Source organism: Pseudomonas asiatica (genome assembly GCF_040214835.1).
GTDB lineage: Bacteria > Pseudomonadota > Gammaproteobacteria > Pseudomonadales > Pseudomonadaceae > Aquipseudomonas > Aquipseudomonas putida_Z.
Genome location: NZ_CP157874.1, coordinates 1,058,315 through 1,075,787, shown reverse-complemented (window position 1 = coordinate 1,075,787; position 17,473 = coordinate 1,058,315). Strand labels below are relative to the sequence as shown.

17 protein-coding genes are annotated in these 17,473 nt (G+C 63.6%); 9 read left to right on the top strand and 8 right to left on the bottom strand.

The window, feature by feature from the left end; genetic code table 11:
- Positions 1-5 precede the first annotated feature (5 nt).
- The 3 genes from gcvT to ABNP31_RS04960 all read left to right on the top strand — a co-directional run bounded on the left by gcvT (position 6) and on the right by ABNP31_RS04960 (position 2,276).
- Positions 6-1,127: a glycine cleavage system aminomethyltransferase GcvT gene (gene gcvT / locus ABNP31_RS04970; protein ID WP_085664523.1), complete on the top strand. Its 1,122-nt coding sequence runs from the start codon at positions 6-8 to the stop codon at positions 1,125-1,127.
- A gap of 356 nt (positions 1,128-1,483) precedes the next feature.
- A complete protein-coding gene (locus tag ABNP31_RS04965; protein WP_003257941.1) occupies positions 1,484-1,696 on the top strand; it encodes a cold-shock protein in 213 nt (70 codons plus the stop codon).
- A 91-nt stretch (positions 1,697-1,787) separates the two neighbouring features.
- Entirely contained in the window at positions 1,788-2,276 is a 489-nt protein-coding gene (locus tag ABNP31_RS04960) for an RDD family protein (protein WP_075043880.1), read from the top strand.
- A gap of 178 nt (positions 2,277-2,454) precedes the next feature.
- On the opposite strand, the gene lptG is transcribed toward ABNP31_RS04960, so the two are convergent.
- Both lptG and lptF read right to left on the bottom strand, forming a co-directional pair.
- Positions 2,455-3,516, bottom strand: a complete 1,062-nt coding sequence (gene lptG, locus ABNP31_RS04955; protein ID WP_025337842.1) for an LPS export ABC transporter permease LptG — start codon at positions 3,514-3,516, stop codon at positions 2,455-2,457.
- Complete coding sequence (gene lptF / locus ABNP31_RS04950; RefSeq protein WP_025337841.1) at positions 3,509-4,624, bottom strand: LPS export ABC transporter permease LptF; 1,116 nt, start codon at positions 4,622-4,624, stop codon at positions 3,509-3,511. Before lptF ends, lptG begins: the two co-directional genes overlap by 8 nt.
- Before the next feature lie 301 nt (positions 4,625-4,925).
- Between lptF and ABNP31_RS04945 the strand changes: the two genes are divergently transcribed.
- The 5 genes from ABNP31_RS04945 (at position 4,926) to rlmF (ending at position 11,460) form a co-directional block, all read left to right on the top strand.
- On the top strand, positions 4,926-6,419 hold the full coding sequence (locus ABNP31_RS04945; RefSeq protein ID WP_238067305.1) for a leucyl aminopeptidase: 1,494 nt from the start codon (positions 4,926-4,928) through the stop codon (positions 6,417-6,419).
- A gap of 49 nt (positions 6,420-6,468) precedes the next feature.
- The gene (locus tag ABNP31_RS04940; protein ID WP_350013050.1) at positions 6,469-6,900 is read left to right on the top strand and encodes a DNA polymerase III subunit chi; all 432 of its coding nucleotides are present in this window, start codon (positions 6,469-6,471) and stop codon (positions 6,898-6,900) included.
- A 5-nt stretch (positions 6,901-6,905) separates the two neighbouring features.
- The gene (locus ABNP31_RS04935) at positions 6,906-7,271 is read left to right on the top strand and encodes a hypothetical protein (RefSeq protein WP_013971096.1); all 366 of its coding nucleotides are present in this window, start codon (positions 6,906-6,908) and stop codon (positions 7,269-7,271) included.
- A gap of 209 nt (positions 7,272-7,480) precedes the next feature.
- Complete coding sequence (locus ABNP31_RS04930; RefSeq protein ID WP_013971095.1) at positions 7,481-10,327, top strand: valine--tRNA ligase; 2,847 nt, start codon at positions 7,481-7,483, stop codon at positions 10,325-10,327.
- 179 nt (positions 10,328-10,506) lie between these two features.
- Positions 10,507-11,460, top strand: coding sequence for a 23S rRNA (adenine(1618)-N(6))-methyltransferase RlmF (rlmF, locus tag ABNP31_RS04925; protein ID WP_350013049.1), 954 nt, complete (start codon positions 10,507-10,509; stop codon positions 11,458-11,460).
- 50 nt (positions 11,461-11,510) lie between these two features.
- Here rlmF and ABNP31_RS04920 read toward each other — a convergent pair whose 3' ends face one another.
- A complete protein-coding gene (locus ABNP31_RS04920; protein WP_003257928.1) occupies positions 11,511-11,792 on the bottom strand; it encodes an HU family DNA-binding protein in 282 nt (93 codons plus the stop codon).
- A gap of 370 nt (positions 11,793-12,162) precedes the next feature.
- On the opposite strand from ABNP31_RS04920, the gene yejK reads away from it, so the two are divergent.
- Positions 12,163-13,170: a nucleoid-associated protein YejK gene (yejK, locus tag ABNP31_RS04915; protein ID WP_085664594.1), complete on the top strand. Its 1,008-nt coding sequence runs from the start codon at positions 12,163-12,165 to the stop codon at positions 13,168-13,170.
- A gap of 122 nt (positions 13,171-13,292) precedes the next feature.
- Here yejK and ABNP31_RS04910 read toward each other — a convergent pair whose 3' ends face one another.
- The 5 genes from ABNP31_RS04910 to hisC all read right to left on the bottom strand — a co-directional run bounded on the left by ABNP31_RS04910 (position 13,293) and on the right by hisC (position 17,471).
- The gene (locus tag ABNP31_RS04910) at positions 13,293-13,589 is read right to left on the bottom strand and encodes a GIY-YIG nuclease family protein (protein WP_350013048.1); all 297 of its coding nucleotides are present in this window, start codon (positions 13,587-13,589) and stop codon (positions 13,293-13,295) included.
- Positions 13,582-14,058 (bottom strand): nuclear transport factor 2 family protein, encoded by a 477-nt coding sequence (locus ABNP31_RS04905; protein WP_350013047.1) that lies wholly within the window; start codon positions 14,056-14,058, stop codon positions 13,582-13,584. The genes ABNP31_RS04910 and ABNP31_RS04905 overlap by 8 nt, the downstream gene beginning before the upstream one ends.
- 180 nt (positions 14,059-14,238) lie before the next feature.
- Positions 14,239-15,519 carry a CynX/NimT family MFS transporter gene (locus tag ABNP31_RS04900; protein ID WP_075043873.1) on the bottom strand — a complete coding sequence of 427 codons (1,281 nt, stop codon included), beginning with the start codon at positions 15,517-15,519 and terminating at the stop codon, positions 14,239-14,241.
- A 13-nt stretch (positions 15,520-15,532) separates the two neighbouring features.
- Positions 15,533-16,183 (bottom strand): FadR/GntR family transcriptional regulator, encoded by a 651-nt coding sequence (locus ABNP31_RS04895; RefSeq protein WP_025337831.1) that lies wholly within the window; start codon positions 16,181-16,183, stop codon positions 15,533-15,535.
- 241 nt (positions 16,184-16,424) lie between these two features.
- Positions 16,425-17,471: a histidinol-phosphate transaminase gene (gene hisC, locus ABNP31_RS04890; RefSeq protein ID WP_075043871.1), complete on the bottom strand. Its 1,047-nt coding sequence runs from the start codon at positions 17,469-17,471 to the stop codon at positions 16,425-16,427.
- Positions 17,472-17,473: the final 2 nt, after the last annotated feature.

Below are 17,473 nucleotides of genomic sequence, written 5' to 3'. Positions count from 1 at the left end.
CACCGATGTCCGAAACACTGCTCAAGACCCCACTGCACGCCCTGCACCTGGAACTGGGTGCGCGCATGGTGCCGTTCGCCGGCTATGACATGCCGGTGCAGTACCCGTTGGGCGTGCTCAAGGAACACCTGCACACCCGCGAGCAGGCCGGCCTGTTCGATGTCTCGCACATGGGCCAGATCACCCTGCGCGGCAGCGATGCCGCCAAGGCCCTGGAAAGCCTGGTGCCGGTGGATATCATCGACCTGCCGGTGGGCATGCAGCGCTATGCCATGTTCACCAATGAGCAAGGCGGCATCCTCGACGACCTGATGGTCGCCAACCTGGGCGACGACACGCTGTTCCTGGTGGTCAACGCCGCCTGCAAGGACCAGGACCTGGCCCACTTGCAAGCGCACATCGGCAGCCGTTGCGAGGTACAACCGCTGTTCGAGCAGCGCGCCCTGCTGGCCCTGCAAGGCCCGGCGGCGGTCAAGGTGCTGGAGCGCCTGGCCCCGGAAGTGGCCGGCATGACCTTCATGCAGTTCCGCCCGGTGAAACTGCTGGGTGAAGACTGCTTCGTCAGCCGCTCGGGCTACACCGGCGAAGACGGCTACGAAATCTCGGTACCGGCACATGCCGCCGAAGCCCTGGCCCGCCGCCTGCTGGCCGAGCCGGAAGTACAGCCGATCGGCCTGGGTGCGCGTGACTCACTGCGCCTGGAAGCCGGCCTGTGCCTGTATGGCCACGACATGAACACCGAAACCACGCCGGTGGAAGCCAGCCTGTTGTGGGCCATTTCCAAGGTTCGCCGTGCCGATGGCGCGCGTGCCGCCGGTTTCCCGGGTGCCGAGGCCATCTTCGCTCATCAGCGCGATGGTGTGGCGCGCAAACGTGTGGGCCTGTTGCCGCAGGAGCGTACCCCAGTACGTGAAGGCGCGGATATTGTCGATGCACACGATAAACCTGTAGGCAAAGTGTGCAGCGGCGGCTTTGGCCCGACACTCGGTGCACCTGTAGCAATGGGTTATATCGATAGTGAACATAGCGCTATCGACACCTCATTGTTTGCCGTGGTGCGCGGCAAGAAGGTTGCCTTGAAAGTCAGCAAAATGCCTTTCGTGGCACAACGTTACTACCGGGGCTGAAGCCGCTTTGTGAAGGTTGCGGGCAGGTTCGACATATTCGTTTTCGAACCTGTCCAATAACTTTTGAACATGGCGCCAGGCCAGGCGCCATGCCGTTTCCGACAAATCGGTCGGTTATCGGCAAACGGCCGATTTTCCATACGACCAAGGGCTTGTTTTTCGCTCGGGAGTTGGCGTAGAGTCACTGCACTGTGTTTGCATGGGTCGCAACAGTTCGTGACCTGGGCCAGTAGCCGCAATCTGCTACAACCCGTTCGACGTCTCTTACTTTCCTGCAACCCAGCCCAGTAATCTTTTGCTTCCTTTATTGCAAAAGAAACTGTCATCAAAATTCAAGCTTCATAGGAAATAAGACAATGGCTGAGCGTCAGAACGGTACCGTCAAGTGGTTCAATGACGAAAAAGGTTACGGCTTCATCACCCCAGAAAGCGGTCCGGATCTGTTCGTACACTTCCGCGCTATCGAAGGTAACGGCTTCAAGAGCCTGAAAGAAGGCCAGAAGGTCACCTTCGAAGCAGTCCAGGGCCAGAAAGGCATGCAGGCTGACAAAGTTCAGGTCGCCGGCTAAGCCGAACCCGACTTCGAGAAAAGCCCCTGCCAAGTGCAGGGGCTTTTTTTTGCCCGTAGAATAGCGGCTTCGTCTTCTGGAGCCGTTTTGCATGTCCAAGCCTCTGCTCACACCCCAGGGTGATTTTCCGCCGGTCGGCCTGGGCCGGCGCCTGGCGGCGATGTTCTACGACTTCCTGCTGTGCACGGCGCTGCTGATCGTGACCGCCGGTGCCTACAAGATGATCCAGATGGCGATCATCGGCGAAGCCCGCATGCGTGAGCTGACCGAGGCTGGCGCACTGGACGGCGACCCGCTGTTGTCCACCGTGTTGCTGTTCGTCCTGTTCGGTTTCTTTGCCAAGTTCTGGACCCATGGCGGGCAGACCCTGGGCATGCAGGTGTGGGGCGTGCGGGTGCAGAACGCCGATGGCACAGCCATCAGCCTGTGGCAGGCGCTGCTGCGCTTCGTGGTGTCGATTGCCTCGTGGCTGTGCCTGGGGCTGGGGTTTTTCTGGGTTTTGATCGACAAGCGCCAGCGGGGCTGGCATGACATCTATTCGGAAAGCCAGCTGGTGCGGGTGCCGAAGCAGAAGAAATGAACTGAGACTTGTATTGCCTGCTATGGCCTCTTCGCGGGCTTGCCCGCTCCCACAGGTTCATCACAGGTCCTGAGGATGGTGAGGTTCCTGTGGGAGCGGGCAAGCCCGCGAAGAAAGCAACACAAATGCCAGCAAAAAGCCGACCCTGAGGTCGGCTTTTTTTGTACAGCTCAGGCCATCAACCTGCCCGGCGCAACAACCACACACCGGCCAGCGCACAGATGCCTGCCGGGATCACCACCGCCAGCAGCGGCGGGAAGCCGAACACCTGGCTCGAAGGCCCCAGCAGGTCCTGGGCGATGCGGAACACGAAGCCCACCAGTACACCGGTGAACACGCGCTGGCCAAGGGTTACCGAACGCAGCGGGCCGAAGATGAAGGAAATGGCCATCAGCACCAGCGCCGCGGTCACCATCGGCTGCAATACCTTGGTCCAGAACGCCAGCCAGTAACGGGCATTGTTCAGGCCCTGGTCGGACAGGTAGTGGATGTAGTCCCACAGCCCGGTGATGGACAGCGACTCCGGCGCCAGGATCACGGTATTGAGCAGCTGCGGCGTGAGCGAAACGTCCCAGCGCTCCTGCGGCGCGGTCACCACTTCGGTGTGGTCGCCACGGAAGAAGGTGGTGCGCACGTCGCTGAGCATCCAGTGGTCGTCCTGGTACTGTGCACGGCGGGCGAAGCTCGAGGTGACGATCTTGCGCTCGCTGTCGAAGCGGTAACGGGTCACGCCCAGCAGCAGGCCGTTGGGCTGCACGGCGTTGATGTGCACGTACTCCTCGCCCTGGCGGTGCCACATGCCGCGCTTGGAGCTTTGCGCATCACCACCACCCTGGGCCAGGGAACGGTCGGCCTGGGCCTTGTTCTCGGTCACCGGCGCCACGTACTCGCCGATCAGCAGGCCGACCAGCATCAGTACCAGCATCGGCTTCATCACCGCCCAGACGATGCGCCCGATGGAAACCCCGGCAGCACGCATGATGGTCAGTTCGCTGCTGCTGGCCAGGCTGCCCAGACCAATCAGGCAGCCGATCAAGGCGGCCATCGGCAGCATTTCGTACAGCCGCCGCGGTGCGGTCAACAGGACGAAGTTGCCCGCCTCCATCACCGTGTAGGTGTCACTCAGGTCGCTCATCTCGTCGATGAAGGCGAACAGCGAAGCCAGGCCGAGGATGATCCCCAGCACGGCGAGGATGGCCAGCAGCACGCTCTGGCCGATGTAGCGGTCGAGCTTACCCATGGGCCACCTCCGCACGACGGGCGGCGCGCTTGAGACGCAGCGGCTCCCAGTACATCAGGCCCAGGCCGATCAGCAGGAACAGGCCGTGGACCCACCACATGCCCAGGGCGATCGGCAATTTGCCCTTCTCGAGGGCGCCACGTACGGAAATCAGCATTGTCAGGTAGGCCATGTACAGAAGAATTGCCGGCAGCAGCTTGAGGAAGCGGCCCTGGCGCGGGTTGACCCGGGACAGCGGCACCGCCAGCATGGTGACGATGAACACCAGGATCGGCAGCGACAGCCGCCATTGCAGCTCGGCGCGCTCACGCAGGCCTTTCTTGCCGATCAGCTCGGAAGTGGGGATGGCTTCGCGATCGGTCACTTCCTCGGCGACTTCCGGCTTGGGCAGCAGCACGCCGTAGGTGTCGTACTTGATTGCACGGTAATCGGCCTGGCCCGGGTTGCCGTCGTAACGGTAACCGTTTTCCAGCACCAGATAGCGGTTGCCGTCGGCCTGGATTTCCTGGTGGCCTTTTTCGGCAACCAGCACCGACGGGGCGCGGTCCTTGGTCTTGTCCTGGTTGAAGCGCTTCTCGGAAATGAACACCCCGGCCAGGTTGATGCGGTCGTCCGACAGCTCTTCGGTGTAGGTCACCCGCGAGCCGTCGCGCAGGGTCTGGAAGCGGCCCGGCACCAGGGTGTCGAACTCGGTCAGGGCATCCTGCTGGCTGATGATCTGCTGCACCTGGGCAACACCCAGCGGCGCCAGGCTCAGGCTAAGCCAGGCCACCAGCAGGGCGACCAGGGCGGCCGGTGCCATGGTCAGGCCCAGCAGGCGCTGCTGGCTCATGCCGGTGGCCGACAGCACGGTCATCTCGCTTTCCAGGTACAGGCGCCCGTACGCCAGGAGAATGCCGAGGAACAGCCCCAGAGGCAGGATCAGCTGCAGGAAGCCCGGCAGACGGAAGCCCATGATCAGGAACAGCACGCTCGGGTCGAGCACACCCTGGGCAGCCTGGGCCAGGTACTTGATGAAGCGCCCACTCATGATGATCACCAGCAGCACAGCGCTGACGGCGCTCAAGGTCACCAGGACCTCGCGGGACAGATAACGAAAGACGATCAAACCAGACACTCCTGGGTTGTCAGGGCGGACTGCCAAGCAATGGCGCCAGACAATGACTTAGTACAGCCAAGACCAATGCCGGTTCGCCAAAGGCGAACCTCCATGTAAAGTGCGCGCATTATCCTGTGATTGACCGCCCCTGTCACTTCGCCGCGCATGAAGGCGCATAACGGGGTTGTCAGCACGCTTGCCGCAGGCTCAAACTGGCAGCTTTTCCGCTGGCGCGCGACGACGCGGCCAGGCCTGTCCAGAGCGCTGGAACACACAGCGCCGACTGTATCGATCATTCGGGGATCCTGACATGGAACTGGTTGTAAAAAGCGTAGCTGCTGCATCCGTAAAAACCGCCACCCTGGTCCTCCCGGTAGGTGAAAACCGCAAGCTCGGCGCCGTGGCCAAGGCCGTCGACCAGGCCAGCGAGGGCGCCATCAGTGCCGTGCTCAAGCGTGGCGACCTGGCCGGCAAGCCGGGCCAGACCCTGCTCCTGCAGAACCTCGCGGGCCTGAAGGCCGAGCGCGTGCTGCTGGTGGGCAGCGGCAAGGACGAAGCCCTGGGCGACCGCGCCTGGCGCAAACTGGTCGCCAGCGTCGCCGGTGTGCTCAAGGGCCTGAACGGCGCTGACGCAGTGCTGGCCCTGGACGACATCGCGGTCAGCAACCGCGATGCCCACTATGGCAAGTACCGCCTGCTGGCCGAAACCCTGCTCGACGGCGAATACGTGTTCGATCGCTTCAAGAGCCAGAAGGCCGAGCCGCGCGCCCTGAAGAAGGTCACCCTGCTGGCCGAAAAGGCCGGCCAGGTCGAGGTCGAGCGTGCCGTCAAGCATGCAAGCGCCATCGCCACCGGCATGGCTTTCACCCGCGACCTGGGCAACCTGCCGCCCAACCTGTGCCACCCAAGCTTCCTGGCCGAACAGGCCAAGGACCTGGGCAAGACGCACAAGGCGCTGAAAGTCGAAGTGCTGGACGAGAAGAAGATCAAGGACCTGGGCATGGGCGCGTTCTACGCCGTCGGCCAGGGCAGCGACCAGCCACCACGCCTGATCGTGCTCAACTACCAGGGCGGCAAGAAGGCGGACAAGCCGTTCGTGCTGGTGGGCAAGGGCATTACCTTCGACACCGGCGGCATCAGCCTCAAGCCTGGTGCCGGCATGGACGAAATGAAGTACGACATGTGCGGTGCCGCCAGCGTGCTCGGCACCCTGCGTGCGGTGCTCGAGTTGCAGCTGCCGGTCAACCTGGTGTGCCTGCTGGCCTGCGCCGAGAACATGCCGAGCGGCGGCGCCACCCGCCCGGGTGACATCGTCACCACCATGAGCGGGCAGACCGTGGAAATCCTCAACACCGACGCCGAAGGGCGCCTGGTGCTGTGCGACACCCTGACCTACGCCGAGCGCTTCAAGCCGCAGGCAGTCATCGACATCGCCACCCTGACCGGTGCCTGCATCGTCGCCCTGGGCAGCCACACCACCGGCCTGATGGGCAACAACGACGACCTGGTCGGCCAGTTGCTCGACGCCGGCAAGCGCGCCGACGACCGTGCCTGGCAGCTGCCGCTGTTCGATGAGTACCAGGAGCAGCTGGACAGCCCGTTCGCCGACATGGGCAACATCGGCGGGCCGAAGGCCGGCACCATCACCGCCGGCTGCTTCCTGTCGCGCTTTGCCAAGGCCTACGACTGGGCGCACATGGACATCGCCGGCACCGCCTGGGTCAGCGGTGGCAAGGACAAGGGCGCCACTGGCCGCCCTGTGCCCCTGCTGACCCAGTACCTGCTGGACCGCGCAGGCGCCTGACGCCATGAAGCCGGTGGCGCCCCGCGCGCCACCGGCCGGCGATACCACCATGAGCAAAGTCGATTTCTACATCCTGCCCACCGACTCGCTGTCGGCGCGGCTCGATTTCGCCTGCAAGCTGTGCGAAAAGGCCTGGCGCCTTGGCCACCGGGTCTACCTGAATTGCCAGGACGCCGAGCAGCGCAGCGAGCTGGACCAACGCCTGTGGCGCTTCAAGGGCGAGGCCTTCGTGCCCCACGACCTCGCGGAGGTACATGCCGATGCCAGCGTGGCATTGGGCCTGGCCGCCGACAGTGCAGGCGACCACCACGACCTGTTGATCAACCTGGGCGCCGGCGTACCGGCCTTCGTCGGCCAGTTCGAGCGAGTGGCCGAAATCGTCGTTGAAGAGCCTGGCATCCGCCAATCGGCCCGTGAACGATTCCGTTTCTACCGTGAACAGGGCTATGCTCTGCAAGACCACCGCTTACAGCGACTTTGACGACGATGGACAAGCCCTCCCCCCTGCCCGATTCCGCCCATCTGCTCGATGACCTCGAGTCGATACGCCAGCTGCTTGGCGACGCCGACCTGCAACCGCCGCTGCTGACCGAGACGGTGGAGCAGATCCCGTTGCTGCTGGAAGAAGCGCCCGGCAATCATGTGCCTGCGGCCGAACCGGTAGCTGCCGAACCCGAAGACGACCCGCAGACCCGCCGCCAGGACACCCTGCTGCACCTGGAAAGCGAGCTGCGTGCGGCAGCGCAGATGATCATGCAGGACGTGATCAACGACTTCACCCCGCACATCGAGAACGAGATCAAGCGCCGGCTGGATGCGCGGATCGAGCGGTTGATCAAGCGTTCCGAGTAAAACCGAAATTCGGCGGTGCCTTCTTCGCGGGTAAACCCGCTCCCACAGGACCGGCGCAAGTCTCAAAGCTTGCGCAGCTCCTGTGGGAGCGGGTTTACCCGCGAATAGGCCGTCCCTGCCTGCCAGATAGCAGCAGCTTGTCGCCTGCGGCCCCCAGCTTGGTTATACTTCCCGGCTTTCCCGAATAAATGCACAGGGTCCCGCCGCGCATGGATAAGACCTACCAGCCGCACGCCATCGAAACTTCCTGGTACAACACCTGGGAGTCCGAGAACTATTTCGCCCCACAAGGTGCAGGCGAGTCCTACACCATCATGATCCCGCCGCCGAACGTGACCGGCAGCCTGCACATGGGCCACGGGTTCAACAACGCGATCATGGACGCCCTGATCCGTTTCCGCCGCATGCAAGGCCGCGACACCCTGTGGCAGCCAGGCACCGACCACGCCGGTATCGCCACCCAGATGCTGGTCGAGCGCCAGCTCGAGGCCAAGGGTCAGAACCGGCATGACCTGGGCCGCGAAAAGTTCCTGGAAAAGGTCTGGGAATGGAAGGATCAGTCCGGTGGCAACATCAGCCGTCAGATCCGCCGCCTGGGCTCGTCGGTCGACTGGAGCCGCGAGCGCTTCACCATGGACGACGGCCTGTCCGAAGCGGTCAAGGAAGCCTTCGTGCGCCTGCATGAAGACGGCCTGATCTACCGCGGCAAGCGCCTGGTCAACTGGGACACCAAGCTGCACACGGCCATCTCCGACCTCGAAGTGGAAAACCACGACGAGAAGGGCCACCTGTGGAACCTGCGCTACCCACTGGCCGACGGCGCCAAGACCGCCGAAGGCAAGGACTACCTGGTAGTCGCCACCACCCGTCCGGAAACCCTGCTGGGTGACGCCGCCGTGGCGGTCAACCCGAACGACGAGCGCTACCAGGCACTGATCGGCAAGTTCGTCGAACTGCCACTGGTCGGCCGCCGCATCCCGATCATCGCCGACGACTACTGCGACCCCGAGTTCGGTACCGGCTGCGTGAAGATCACCCCGGCCCACGACTTCAACGACTACGAAGTCGGCAAGCGCCACAACCTGCCGCTGCTGAACATCTTCGACAAGAACGCCTTCGTGCTGGCCAGCGCGCAGGCCTTCAACCTCGACGGCAGCGTCAACGAGCAGGTGGACACCCGCCTGCCGGCCCAATACGCCAACCTCGACCGCTTCGTCGCGCGCAAGCAGATCGTCGCCGACCTGGATGCCCAGGGCCTGCTGGTGAGCATCGACGACCACGCGCTGAAAGTGCCGAAAGGCGACCGTTCGGGCACCGTCATCGAGCCATGGCTGACCGACCAGTGGTACGTTTCAACCAAGCCGCTGGCAGAACCTGCCATCGCCGCCGTGGAAGATGGCCGCATCCAGTTCGTGCCCAAGCAGTACGAGAACATGTACTTCTCCTGGATGCGTGACATCCAGGACTGGTGCATCAGCCGCCAGCTGTGGTGGGGCCACCGCATCCCGGCATGGTACGACGAGGCCGGCCAGGTCTATGTCGGCCGCAACGAGGAAGAAGTGCGCGCCAAGCACAACCTGGGCGCCGACGTGGTCCTGCGCCAGGACGACGACGTACTCGATACCTGGTTCAGTTCGGGCCTGTGGACCTTCTCTACCCTGGGCTGGCCGGAACAGACCGAGTTCCTCAAGAAGTTCCACTCCACCGACGTGCTGGTGACCGGCTTCGACATCATCTTCTTCTGGGTTGCGCGCATGATCATGCTGACCATGCACCTGATCAAGAACGAGGATGGCACCCCGCAGGTACCGTTCAAGACCGTGTACGTGCACGGCCTGGTACGTGACGGCCAGGGCCAGAAGATGTCCAAGTCCAAGGGCAACGTGCTGGACCCGCTGGACATCGTCGACGGCATCACCCTCGACGCCCTGCTGGAAAAACGCACCAGCGGCATGATGCAGCCCAAGCTTGCCGAGAAGATCGCCAAGCAGACCAAGGCCGAGTTCCCCGAAGGTATCGCCAGCTACGGCACCGACGCCCTGCGCTTCACCTTCTGCTCGCTGGCCTCCACCGGCCGCGACATCAAGTTCGACATGGGCCGCGTCGAAGGCTACCGCAACTTCTGCAACAAGATCTGGAACGCCGCCCGCTACGTGCTGGACAAGGGCGAGGATTGCGGCCAGAACGGCGAAGCCTACGAGCTGTCGCTGGCCGACCGCTGGATCATCTCGCAGCTGCAGCGTACCGAAGCCGAAGTGACCCGCCAGCTGGAGCAGTTCCGCTTCGACCTGGCCAGCCAGGCGCTGTACGAGTTCATCTGGAACCAGTACTGCGACTGGTACCTGGAGCTGTCCAAGCCGGTGCTGTGGGACGAGAACGCCCCGGTCGAGCGCGCCCGTGGCACTCGCCGCACCCTGGTGCGCGTGCTGGAAGTGGCGCTTCGCCTGGCACACCCGTTCATGCCGTTCATCACCGAAGAAATCTGGCAGCGCATCGCGCCGCTGGCCGGCATCGAAGGCAAGACCATCATGCTGCAGCCATGGCCGGTGGCCAATGAAAGCCGCATCGATGCTGCCGCCGAAGGCGACATCGAGTGGCTCAAGGAGCTGATGGTCGGCCTGCGCAACATCCGCGCCGAAATGAACATCGGCCCGGGCAAGCCGCTGCCGCTGTTCCTGAAGAACGCCAACGCCGACGACCAGCGTCGCCTGCAGGAAAACGAAGCCCTGCTGAAGAAGCTGGCCAAGGTCGAATCGTTCACCGTACTGGGCGATGCCGACGAAGCCCCGCTGTCGGCCACCGCCCTGGTCGGTGACCTGCAAGTGCTGGTGCCAATGGCCGGCCTGATCGACAAGGATGCCGAGCTGGCGCGCCTGAACAAGGAAATCCAGCGCCTGCAGGGTGAAGTGGCTCGCGTGGGTGGCAAGCTTTCCAACGCCGCCTTCGTCGACAAGGCACCACCTGCCGTGATCGAGAAGGAACGCGCCAAGCTGGCCGAGTCCGAACAGGCCCTGGCCAACTTCACCGAGCAGCATGCGCGGATTGCAGCGCTTTAATCACTAGAGAAAAAGCTGGGGCCGCTTTGCGGCCCTTTCGCGACACAAGGCCGCTCCTACAGGGACGGCGCCGGTCTGAAGGGCGCCGCTATTCTGTAGGAGCGGCCTTGTGTCGCGAAAGGGCTGCAAAGCAGCCCCAGGCTCTATCAGCCACCGCTCGTATAGGGCTGGACACTGCCATGACCCCGAACAAACCCACCCTGCACCCGCGCAACCGCCACCAGGGCCGCTACGACTTCCCCAGCCTGATCAAGGCCCACCCTGACCTGGCGCGCTTCACCATCACCAACCCCCACGGCAAACCCAGCATCGACTTCGCCAACCCCGAGGCCGTGCGGGTGTTCAACCGTGCCCTGCTGAAGTCCCAGTACGGCATCCAGCACTGGGATATCCCCGCCGACTACCTGTGCCCGCCGATTCCCGGCCGCGCCGACTACATCCACGTGGCCGCCGACCTGCTGGCCGACGACAATGCTGGCGAGATCCCCAAGGGCGCCCAGGTGCGGGCGCTGGACATAGGCGTGGGGGCCAACTGCATCTACCCGCTGCTGGGCCACAGCGACTACCGCTGGCGCTTCCTCGGCTCGGACATCGACCCCGTGGCCCTGGCTTCGGCCAAGGCCATCGTCCAGGCCAATGGCCTGGGCAAGGCCATCACCCTGCGCCAGCAGGCCAACCGTGCACACATCCTCAGCGGCCTGCTGCAGGAGGGCGAACGCTTCGATCTCACCCTGTGCAACCCGCCCTTCCATTCCTCACGCGACGAAGCCACCCGTGGCAGCCAGCGCAAGTGGAAGAACCTCGGCAAGCAGGACCCCAAGCGCAAGCTGCCGGTGCTCAACTTCGGCGGCCAGAACAACGAACTGTGGTGCGAAGGCGGCGAGATCCGCTTTGTCAGCCAACTGGTCAGCGAAAGCGTGCAGTACGCCGAGCGGGTACTGTGGTTCACCAGCCTGGTGTCCAAGGCCAGCAACCTGCCGGGGATCGAGGCTGCGCTCAGGAAAGCGGGCGCCAAGGCCGTGCGCATCAGTGAAATGGGCCAGGGGCAGAAGCAAAGCCGCATGGTCGCCTGGAGCTTCCACGACGACGCCGCACGCCAAGCCTGGCACGCCAGGCGTAAAACCCAGGCATGAAAAAACCGCGCCCGGGCAAGCCGGGCGCGGTTTCGTCAAAGCTTCAACAATTACTTGTTGATGGCGTCGGTCAGCACTTTGGCTGGAACGAACTTGACGACTTTCTTGGCAGCGATTTCGATGGCAGCGCCAGTCGAAGGGTTGCGGCCGGTACGGGCAGGACGCTCAGCGACTTTCAGCTTGCCGATGCCTGGCAGAGTGATTTCAGCGCCGTTTTCCAGCTGGTCGGCAACGATCTGGCCCAGTTGCTCCAGAGCGTTCTTGGCGGTGGCTTTTGGCGCGGCGATCGATTCGGCGATGTCGGCAATCAGTTGGTCTTTGGTCAATGCCATGGTGGTGTTCCTTCCCTATCAAATTCGATGGTTATGCAGCGGACTACGACGTTATCGGGCCAGCCCCTGAAAGTGGAGGGCCGCGCCAATCGCGTATGTAGATACGTAAATCGACGTTTGGTTCGACACGACGACAGCACGCTGCCAGCAATGCGCCACACAAGGGGCGCAAGACCGCGCAAAGCTACCACAGGAACGGATAAATATCCGCTGCGCGCTTCGATTTAATGCAGGTTTTTCGGGGGTTTTAGCCTAAAACGCACAAATTTGAACAAAAAACGAACAACCGGCATTTCCGCCAACATCCGGCCACTGCACCACCTTGTGTCTAGGGTAAACTGGACGACTTTTGCAGCTCGCCGAGAATTCCATGCCAATCCGTCATTGCATCGTTCACCTGATCGACAAAAAGCCCGATGGCAGCCCCGCCGTGCTGCATGCCCGCGATTGCGAACTGGCCGCCTCCGACGCCATCGAAAACCTGCTGGCCGACCTCAATGACAGCTACAACGCCAAGCAAGGCAAGGCCTGGGGCTTTTTCCACGGCGAGTCCGGCGCCTACCCACTGAGCGGCTGGCTGAAGCAGTACCTGGACGAAGAAAAGGACTTTACCGCCTTCAGCCGCGTGGCCGTGGAGCACCTGCAGAAGCTGATGGAAGAGTCCAACCTGTCCACCGGCGGCCACATCCTGTTTGCCCACTACCAACAAGGCATGACCGAATACCTGGCGATCGCCCTGCTGCACCACAGCGAAGGCGTGGCGGTGAACGCCGAGCTCGACGTGATGCCTTCGCGCCACCTCGACCTTGGCCAGCTGCACCTGGCGGCGCGCATCAACCTGTCGGAGTGGAAGAACAACCAGAACTCCAAACAGTACATTTCGTTCATCAAGGGCAAGAACGGCAAGAAGGTCTCGGACTACTTCCGCGACTTCATTGGCTGCCAGGAGGGCGTCGACGGCCCGGGCGAAACCCGCACCCTGCTCAAGGCCTTCAGTGACTTCGTCGAGAGCGAAGACCTGCCGGAAGAGTCTGCCCGCGAAAAAACCCAGACCCTGGTCGAGTACGCCACAACCCAGACCAAACTGGGTGAGCCGGTCACGCTGGAAGAGCTGTCCAGCCTGATCGACGAGGACCGGCCCAAGGCGTTCTACGACCACATCCGCAACAAGGACTACGGCCTGTCGCCGGAAATCCCCGCAGACAAGCGCACCCTCAACCAGTTCCGCCGTTTCACCGGCCGTGCCGAGGGGTTGTCGATCAGCTTCGAAGCGCACCTGCTGGGGGACAAGGTCGAGTATGACGAAGAGGCAGGGACCTTGATCATCAAGGGCCTTCCGACCACCTTGGTGGATCAGTTGAAGCGGCGCAAGGACTGATGGCCCCGGGGCTGCTGGGCAGCCCATCGCCGGCAAGCCAGCTCCCACAGGTACTGCACAGGCCTGAGGTCCATGCAGTCGAAGTGGGAGCTGGCTTGCCGGCGATGGGGCGCGAAGCGGCCCTAATTAGCAGCCACTACTGCGCCATAGGAGGCCACCAACGCCTCCTTCGCCGCCTTGCGCAGCCGCTTCACCAGCCGCTCCTGGCGTAACGCCTCGCCCTTGTCCGGCCATTGCTCCACATACACCAGCGCCTGGGCCGGGCTGGTCTTGAAGTAGCGCGCGCCCTGCCCTTTCTGGTGCGCCAGAAAGCGCCGCTGCGGGTCATCGCTGATACCGCAATACAGCGATCCATTGGCAGCCCTTACCAAGTAGACATACCAGGGTTTGCTCGCGGCAATTTCGACGGGCTCACTCACCCTGGGCCTGCTGGAATGCTCGCAATCCTGTGAACGCCTGCTGGCGTACCTTGTTCTGCACCAGCGGCGACCAGCCCAGCAGCATGCCAGGCACACCCAGCGCCTGCCGCGACCAGCGCCACAAGTCGAAGTGGTCATCGTGCTGGCAGATCAGCCCGTCACGAATCACGAAACGCGCCTGGATATCGTTGACCACGATGCGGCCGGTCTGGCTGAACAGGTAGGTGGCCACCCAATGTGCGGCGCCCGTGCGTTCATCGGCGCGGACGTTGTCGAAGGTAAGGGTGAAGTCCTTGGCCCGGCTGGTGAGCATTCGCCACATGTCGCCTGCATCCTTGCCACGCAAGGTGCCGAAGACCGGGTCGCTGAAGACGATATCGTCGCTGTAGCAGGCGACCATGGCCTCGGCATCCAGGCGCTGGAAGGCCTGGTAGAAGCGGGTGATCAGGTCGCGGTTGGCGTCGCTCATGGGGGCTGGTCCGTCCTGGGGGTCGAAAGCAGCACGATAATCTGCCCCGGTTGCTTATGCCAGTACCGGCCTCTTCGCGGGCGCGCCCGCTCCCACAAGATCCATGCATGCTTTGATCCTGTGGCTCTCCTGTGGGAGCGGGCGTGCCCGCGAAGAGGCCGGCACTGCCAACATACCCCTTCAGACCTTCTCGCTGCTCACCTGCACATGCAAAGCCCGCCCGGCGCCCAGGCCGAACACGATGGCCCCCACCCCCAGCACGGCAAAGATCCACCCCACTGCCGCCCAGCCCCCGGTCAGGTCATGCACCAGCCCCACCGCAAACGGCCCCATCGACGCCAGCGTATAACCCACCCCCTGCGCCATGCTCGACAGGTTCGCCGCCACATGGGCATCCTTCGAGCGCAGCACGATCAAGGTCAGCGCCAGGGCAAAGGTACCGCCCTGCCCCAGGCCCAGCACAACCGCCCAGCCCCATAGCCCGGAAAGCGGCGCATACAGGCAACCGAACAGGCCGGCCAGGGTAATCAGCATGACCAGCACGATCGCCAGGCGCTGGTCCTTGCCGCGAGTGGCCAGCCAGGGCGCACTGAGCGAACTGACCAGCTGCACGATCACCGACCCCGACAGCACCAGCCCCGCCTCGGTCGGGCTCAACCCACGGCCGATCAGAATCGATGGCAACCAGCCAAAGACGATGTAGGCCAGTGACGACTGCAGGCCCATGTACAGGGTCACCTGCCAGGCCAGCGGATCACGCCACAGCCCACGCACGCGATAGGCCACCTTGTGCAGGCCATGACCCTGGCGGGCCTGCGGCAGCCATACGAGCATGGCCAGCAGGGCCGGCAACATCCAGAAGCCAAGCCCCAGCGCCCAGCTGCCGTCGAAATGCTGGGCCAGGGGCACCGTGGCGCCAGCCGCCATGGCGGCGCCCAGACACAACGCCATGGTGTACACGCCGGTCAGCGTGCCAGCGTGCTGCGGGAAATCGCGCTTGACGATGCCCGGCAACAGCACGCCAATGATGCCGATACTGGCCCCCGCCATGAGGCTGCCGAGGAACACCCCGGCAGCCCCCAGGCTACTGCGCACGACAATGCCAAGCGCCAGGGTAGCGAGAATGCCGAGGATCACCCGCTCGCTGCCAAAGCGCCGCGCCAGCACCGGCGCCAAAGGGGCGAACAGGCCCAGGCACAGCACTGGCAAGGTGGTCAGCAAACCGGCCTGCGAGGCGTTCAGCCCCAGGCCTTCGGACACCTGGCCCAGCACTGGCGCCATGCTCGACAATGCCGGGCGCAGGTTCAAAGCCACCAGCACCAGGCCGAGCAACAACAGCCAAGGCCGCTGTACCTGTACCGGCTGCTGTTGGACCTGTTCGTCGTCAGCCTCGGCGTCGATCAGCAACTCTTCGAGGTCCCGCTCGCTCGGTGGGGTGTTACGGGTGATGGAATCAGCCATGGCCTTCTCGGAGTCAGGATTCGATAAGGGTACGGCTCAGGCGCTTGGCCTGCTCCGCATCGCGTTGCTCGATGGCGGCAAGGATCTGCCCATGCAGGTCGAACGTGGCCTGGCAGCGCGGCACGGTCGCCATGTTGTGCTGCAGCGCGGCAGCCACCACCCCGGAAAAGTAACGGTACAGCTCACTCAAGGCCGGGTTGTGGGCGGCATCGACCAGCCGCTGGTGAAACACCAGGTCGCAGGCCACATAAGCATCGATATCACCGTGAAAATGCCCGGCACTGTTGGCCAGGGCATCACGCAGCGCCTGCAGGTCGGCGTCGGTTCGGCGCAGTGCGGCCAGGCCGATGGCCTCGGCTTCGAGGATGTGCCGGGTTTCACGGGCCTGCTCGGGCGTGCAGCGTGACATCGCCTGCACCGCCTGCAGCGGGTCCTGGGCCGTGCGCAGGTAGCTGCCGTCGCCCTGGCGGATCTCCACCAGGCCACTGAATGCCAGCACACGCATGGCCTCGCGTACGGTGTTGCGGCTTATGCCCAACTGCAGGGCCAGTTCCGGCTCGGTCGGCAAACGCTGGCCAACCTGCCAGTCGCCCAGCACGATGCGTTCGCGCATGCGCTCGACGGCCAGTTCGACCAGGGACCGCTTGGTCAATTCGGTACTCATGCTACTCAACCAATCATCCGATGAATTGGCGCAGCATACCGGTGGGCAAAGTGTTTGTCATTGAAGAGAGCAACGATTAGAAACCTGGCGCGATTTTTTGTGGGAGCGGCCTTGTGTCGCGAAAGGGCCGCAAAGCGGCCCCTGGATTTCAGCGCAGATGCAAAAACTGCTGGGGCCGCTTTGCGGCCCTATCGCGACACAAGGCCGCTCCTACAAGGACCGCGCAGGGCAGTGGATGGCGTCAGGTCAACGCATCGAGCAGCGCCTGGTTCATCTCTGGCGTACCGATGGTGATGCGCAGGAACTGGGCAATGCGCGGCTGCTTGAAGTGGCGCACGATCACGCCCTGCTCGCGCAGGCGTGCAGCCAGCTCACCAGCATCTTGTTGCGGATGGCGGGCGAAGATGAAGTTGGCCGCCGACGGCAGCACTTCGAAGCCCTTGGCCTGCAGCTGCCCGACCAACACCTCGCGGCTGTCGATCACCTTGCGGCAGGTTTCCTCGAAGTACTCGCGGTCCTCGAACGCCACCGCTGCGCCGACGATCGCGGCACGGTCCAGCGGGTAGGAGTTGAAGCTGTTCTTGATCCGCTCCAGCGCCTCGATCAGGTCCGGGTGGCCCACCGCCAGGCCAACCCGCAGCCCGGCCAGCGAACGCGACTTCGACAGGGTCTGGGTGACCAGCAGGTTGTCGTAGCGGTCCACCAGGCTGATCGCCGTTTCGCCACCGAAGTCGATGTAGGCTTCATCGACCACCACCACCGAATCACGGTTGGCCTGCAGCAACTGCTCCACCGCCTGCAGCGGCATCAGGCAACCGGTCGGCGCGTTGGGATTGGGGAAGATGATGCCGGCATTGGGCTTGTTGTAGTCCTCGATGCGGATCTGGAACTGCTCGTCCAGCGCCACCTGCTCGAAGGCGATACCGTACAGGCCGCAGTAGACCGGGTAGAAGCTGTAGCTGATGTCAGGGAACAGCAGCGGTGCGTCGTGCTGGAACAGGCCGTGGAAGATGTGCGCCAGCACCTCGTCCGAGCCGTTGCCGACGAACACTTGTGCCGGCGTCACGCCGTAGTACTCGGCCACCGCCTGCTTCAGCCGGTCACCGTTCGGGTCCGGGTACAGGCGCAGGTTGTCGTTCAGCTCGCCGCGCATGGCCTCCAGCGCCTTGGGCGAAGGGCCGTAGGGGTTTTCGTTGGTGTTCAGCTTGACCAGGCGGGCCAGCTTGGGCTGCTCGCCCGGCACGTAAGGCACCAGGTCCTTGACGAAGGGGCTCCAGAATCGACTCATGC

Coding starts and splice junctions, on each gene's coding strand:
- gcvT (WP_085664523.1), top strand. CDS start 6: ATGTCCGAAACACTGCTCAAGACCCCACTGCACGCCCTGCACCTGGAA.
- ABNP31_RS04965 (WP_003257941.1), top strand. CDS start 1,484: ATGGCTGAGCGTCAGAACGGTACCGTCAAGTGGTTCAATGACGAAAAA.
- ABNP31_RS04960 (WP_075043880.1), top strand. CDS start 1,788: ATGTCCAAGCCTCTGCTCACACCCCAGGGTGATTTTCCGCCGGTCGGC.
- lptG (WP_025337842.1), bottom strand. CDS start 3,516: ATGGGTAAGCTCGACCGCTACATCGGCCAGAGCGTGCTGCTGGCCATC.
- ABNP31_RS04945 (WP_238067305.1), top strand. CDS start 4,926: ATGGAACTGGTTGTAAAAAGCGTAGCTGCTGCATCCGTAAAAACCGCC.
- ABNP31_RS04940 (WP_350013050.1), top strand. CDS start 6,469: ATGAGCAAAGTCGATTTCTACATCCTGCCCACCGACTCGCTGTCGGCG.
- ABNP31_RS04935 (WP_013971096.1), top strand. CDS start 6,906: ATGGACAAGCCCTCCCCCCTGCCCGATTCCGCCCATCTGCTCGATGAC.
- ABNP31_RS04930 (WP_013971095.1), top strand. CDS start 7,481: ATGGATAAGACCTACCAGCCGCACGCCATCGAAACTTCCTGGTACAAC.
- rlmF (WP_350013049.1), top strand. CDS start 10,507: ATGACCCCGAACAAACCCACCCTGCACCCGCGCAACCGCCACCAGGGC.
- ABNP31_RS04920 (WP_003257928.1), bottom strand. CDS start 11,792: ATGGCATTGACCAAAGACCAACTGATTGCCGACATCGCCGAATCGATC.
- yejK (WP_085664594.1), top strand. CDS start 12,163: ATGCCAATCCGTCATTGCATCGTTCACCTGATCGACAAAAAGCCCGAT.
- ABNP31_RS04905 (WP_350013047.1), bottom strand. CDS start 14,058: ATGAGCGACGCCAACCGCGACCTGATCACCCGCTTCTACCAGGCCTTC.
- ABNP31_RS04900 (WP_075043873.1), bottom strand. CDS start 15,519: ATGGCTGATTCCATCACCCGTAACACCCCACCGAGCGAGCGGGACCTC.
- ABNP31_RS04895 (WP_025337831.1), bottom strand. CDS start 16,183: ATGAGTACCGAATTGACCAAGCGGTCCCTGGTCGAACTGGCCGTCGAG.
- hisC (WP_075043871.1), bottom strand. CDS start 17,471: ATGAGTCGATTCTGGAGCCCCTTCGTCAAGGACCTGGTGCCTTACGTG.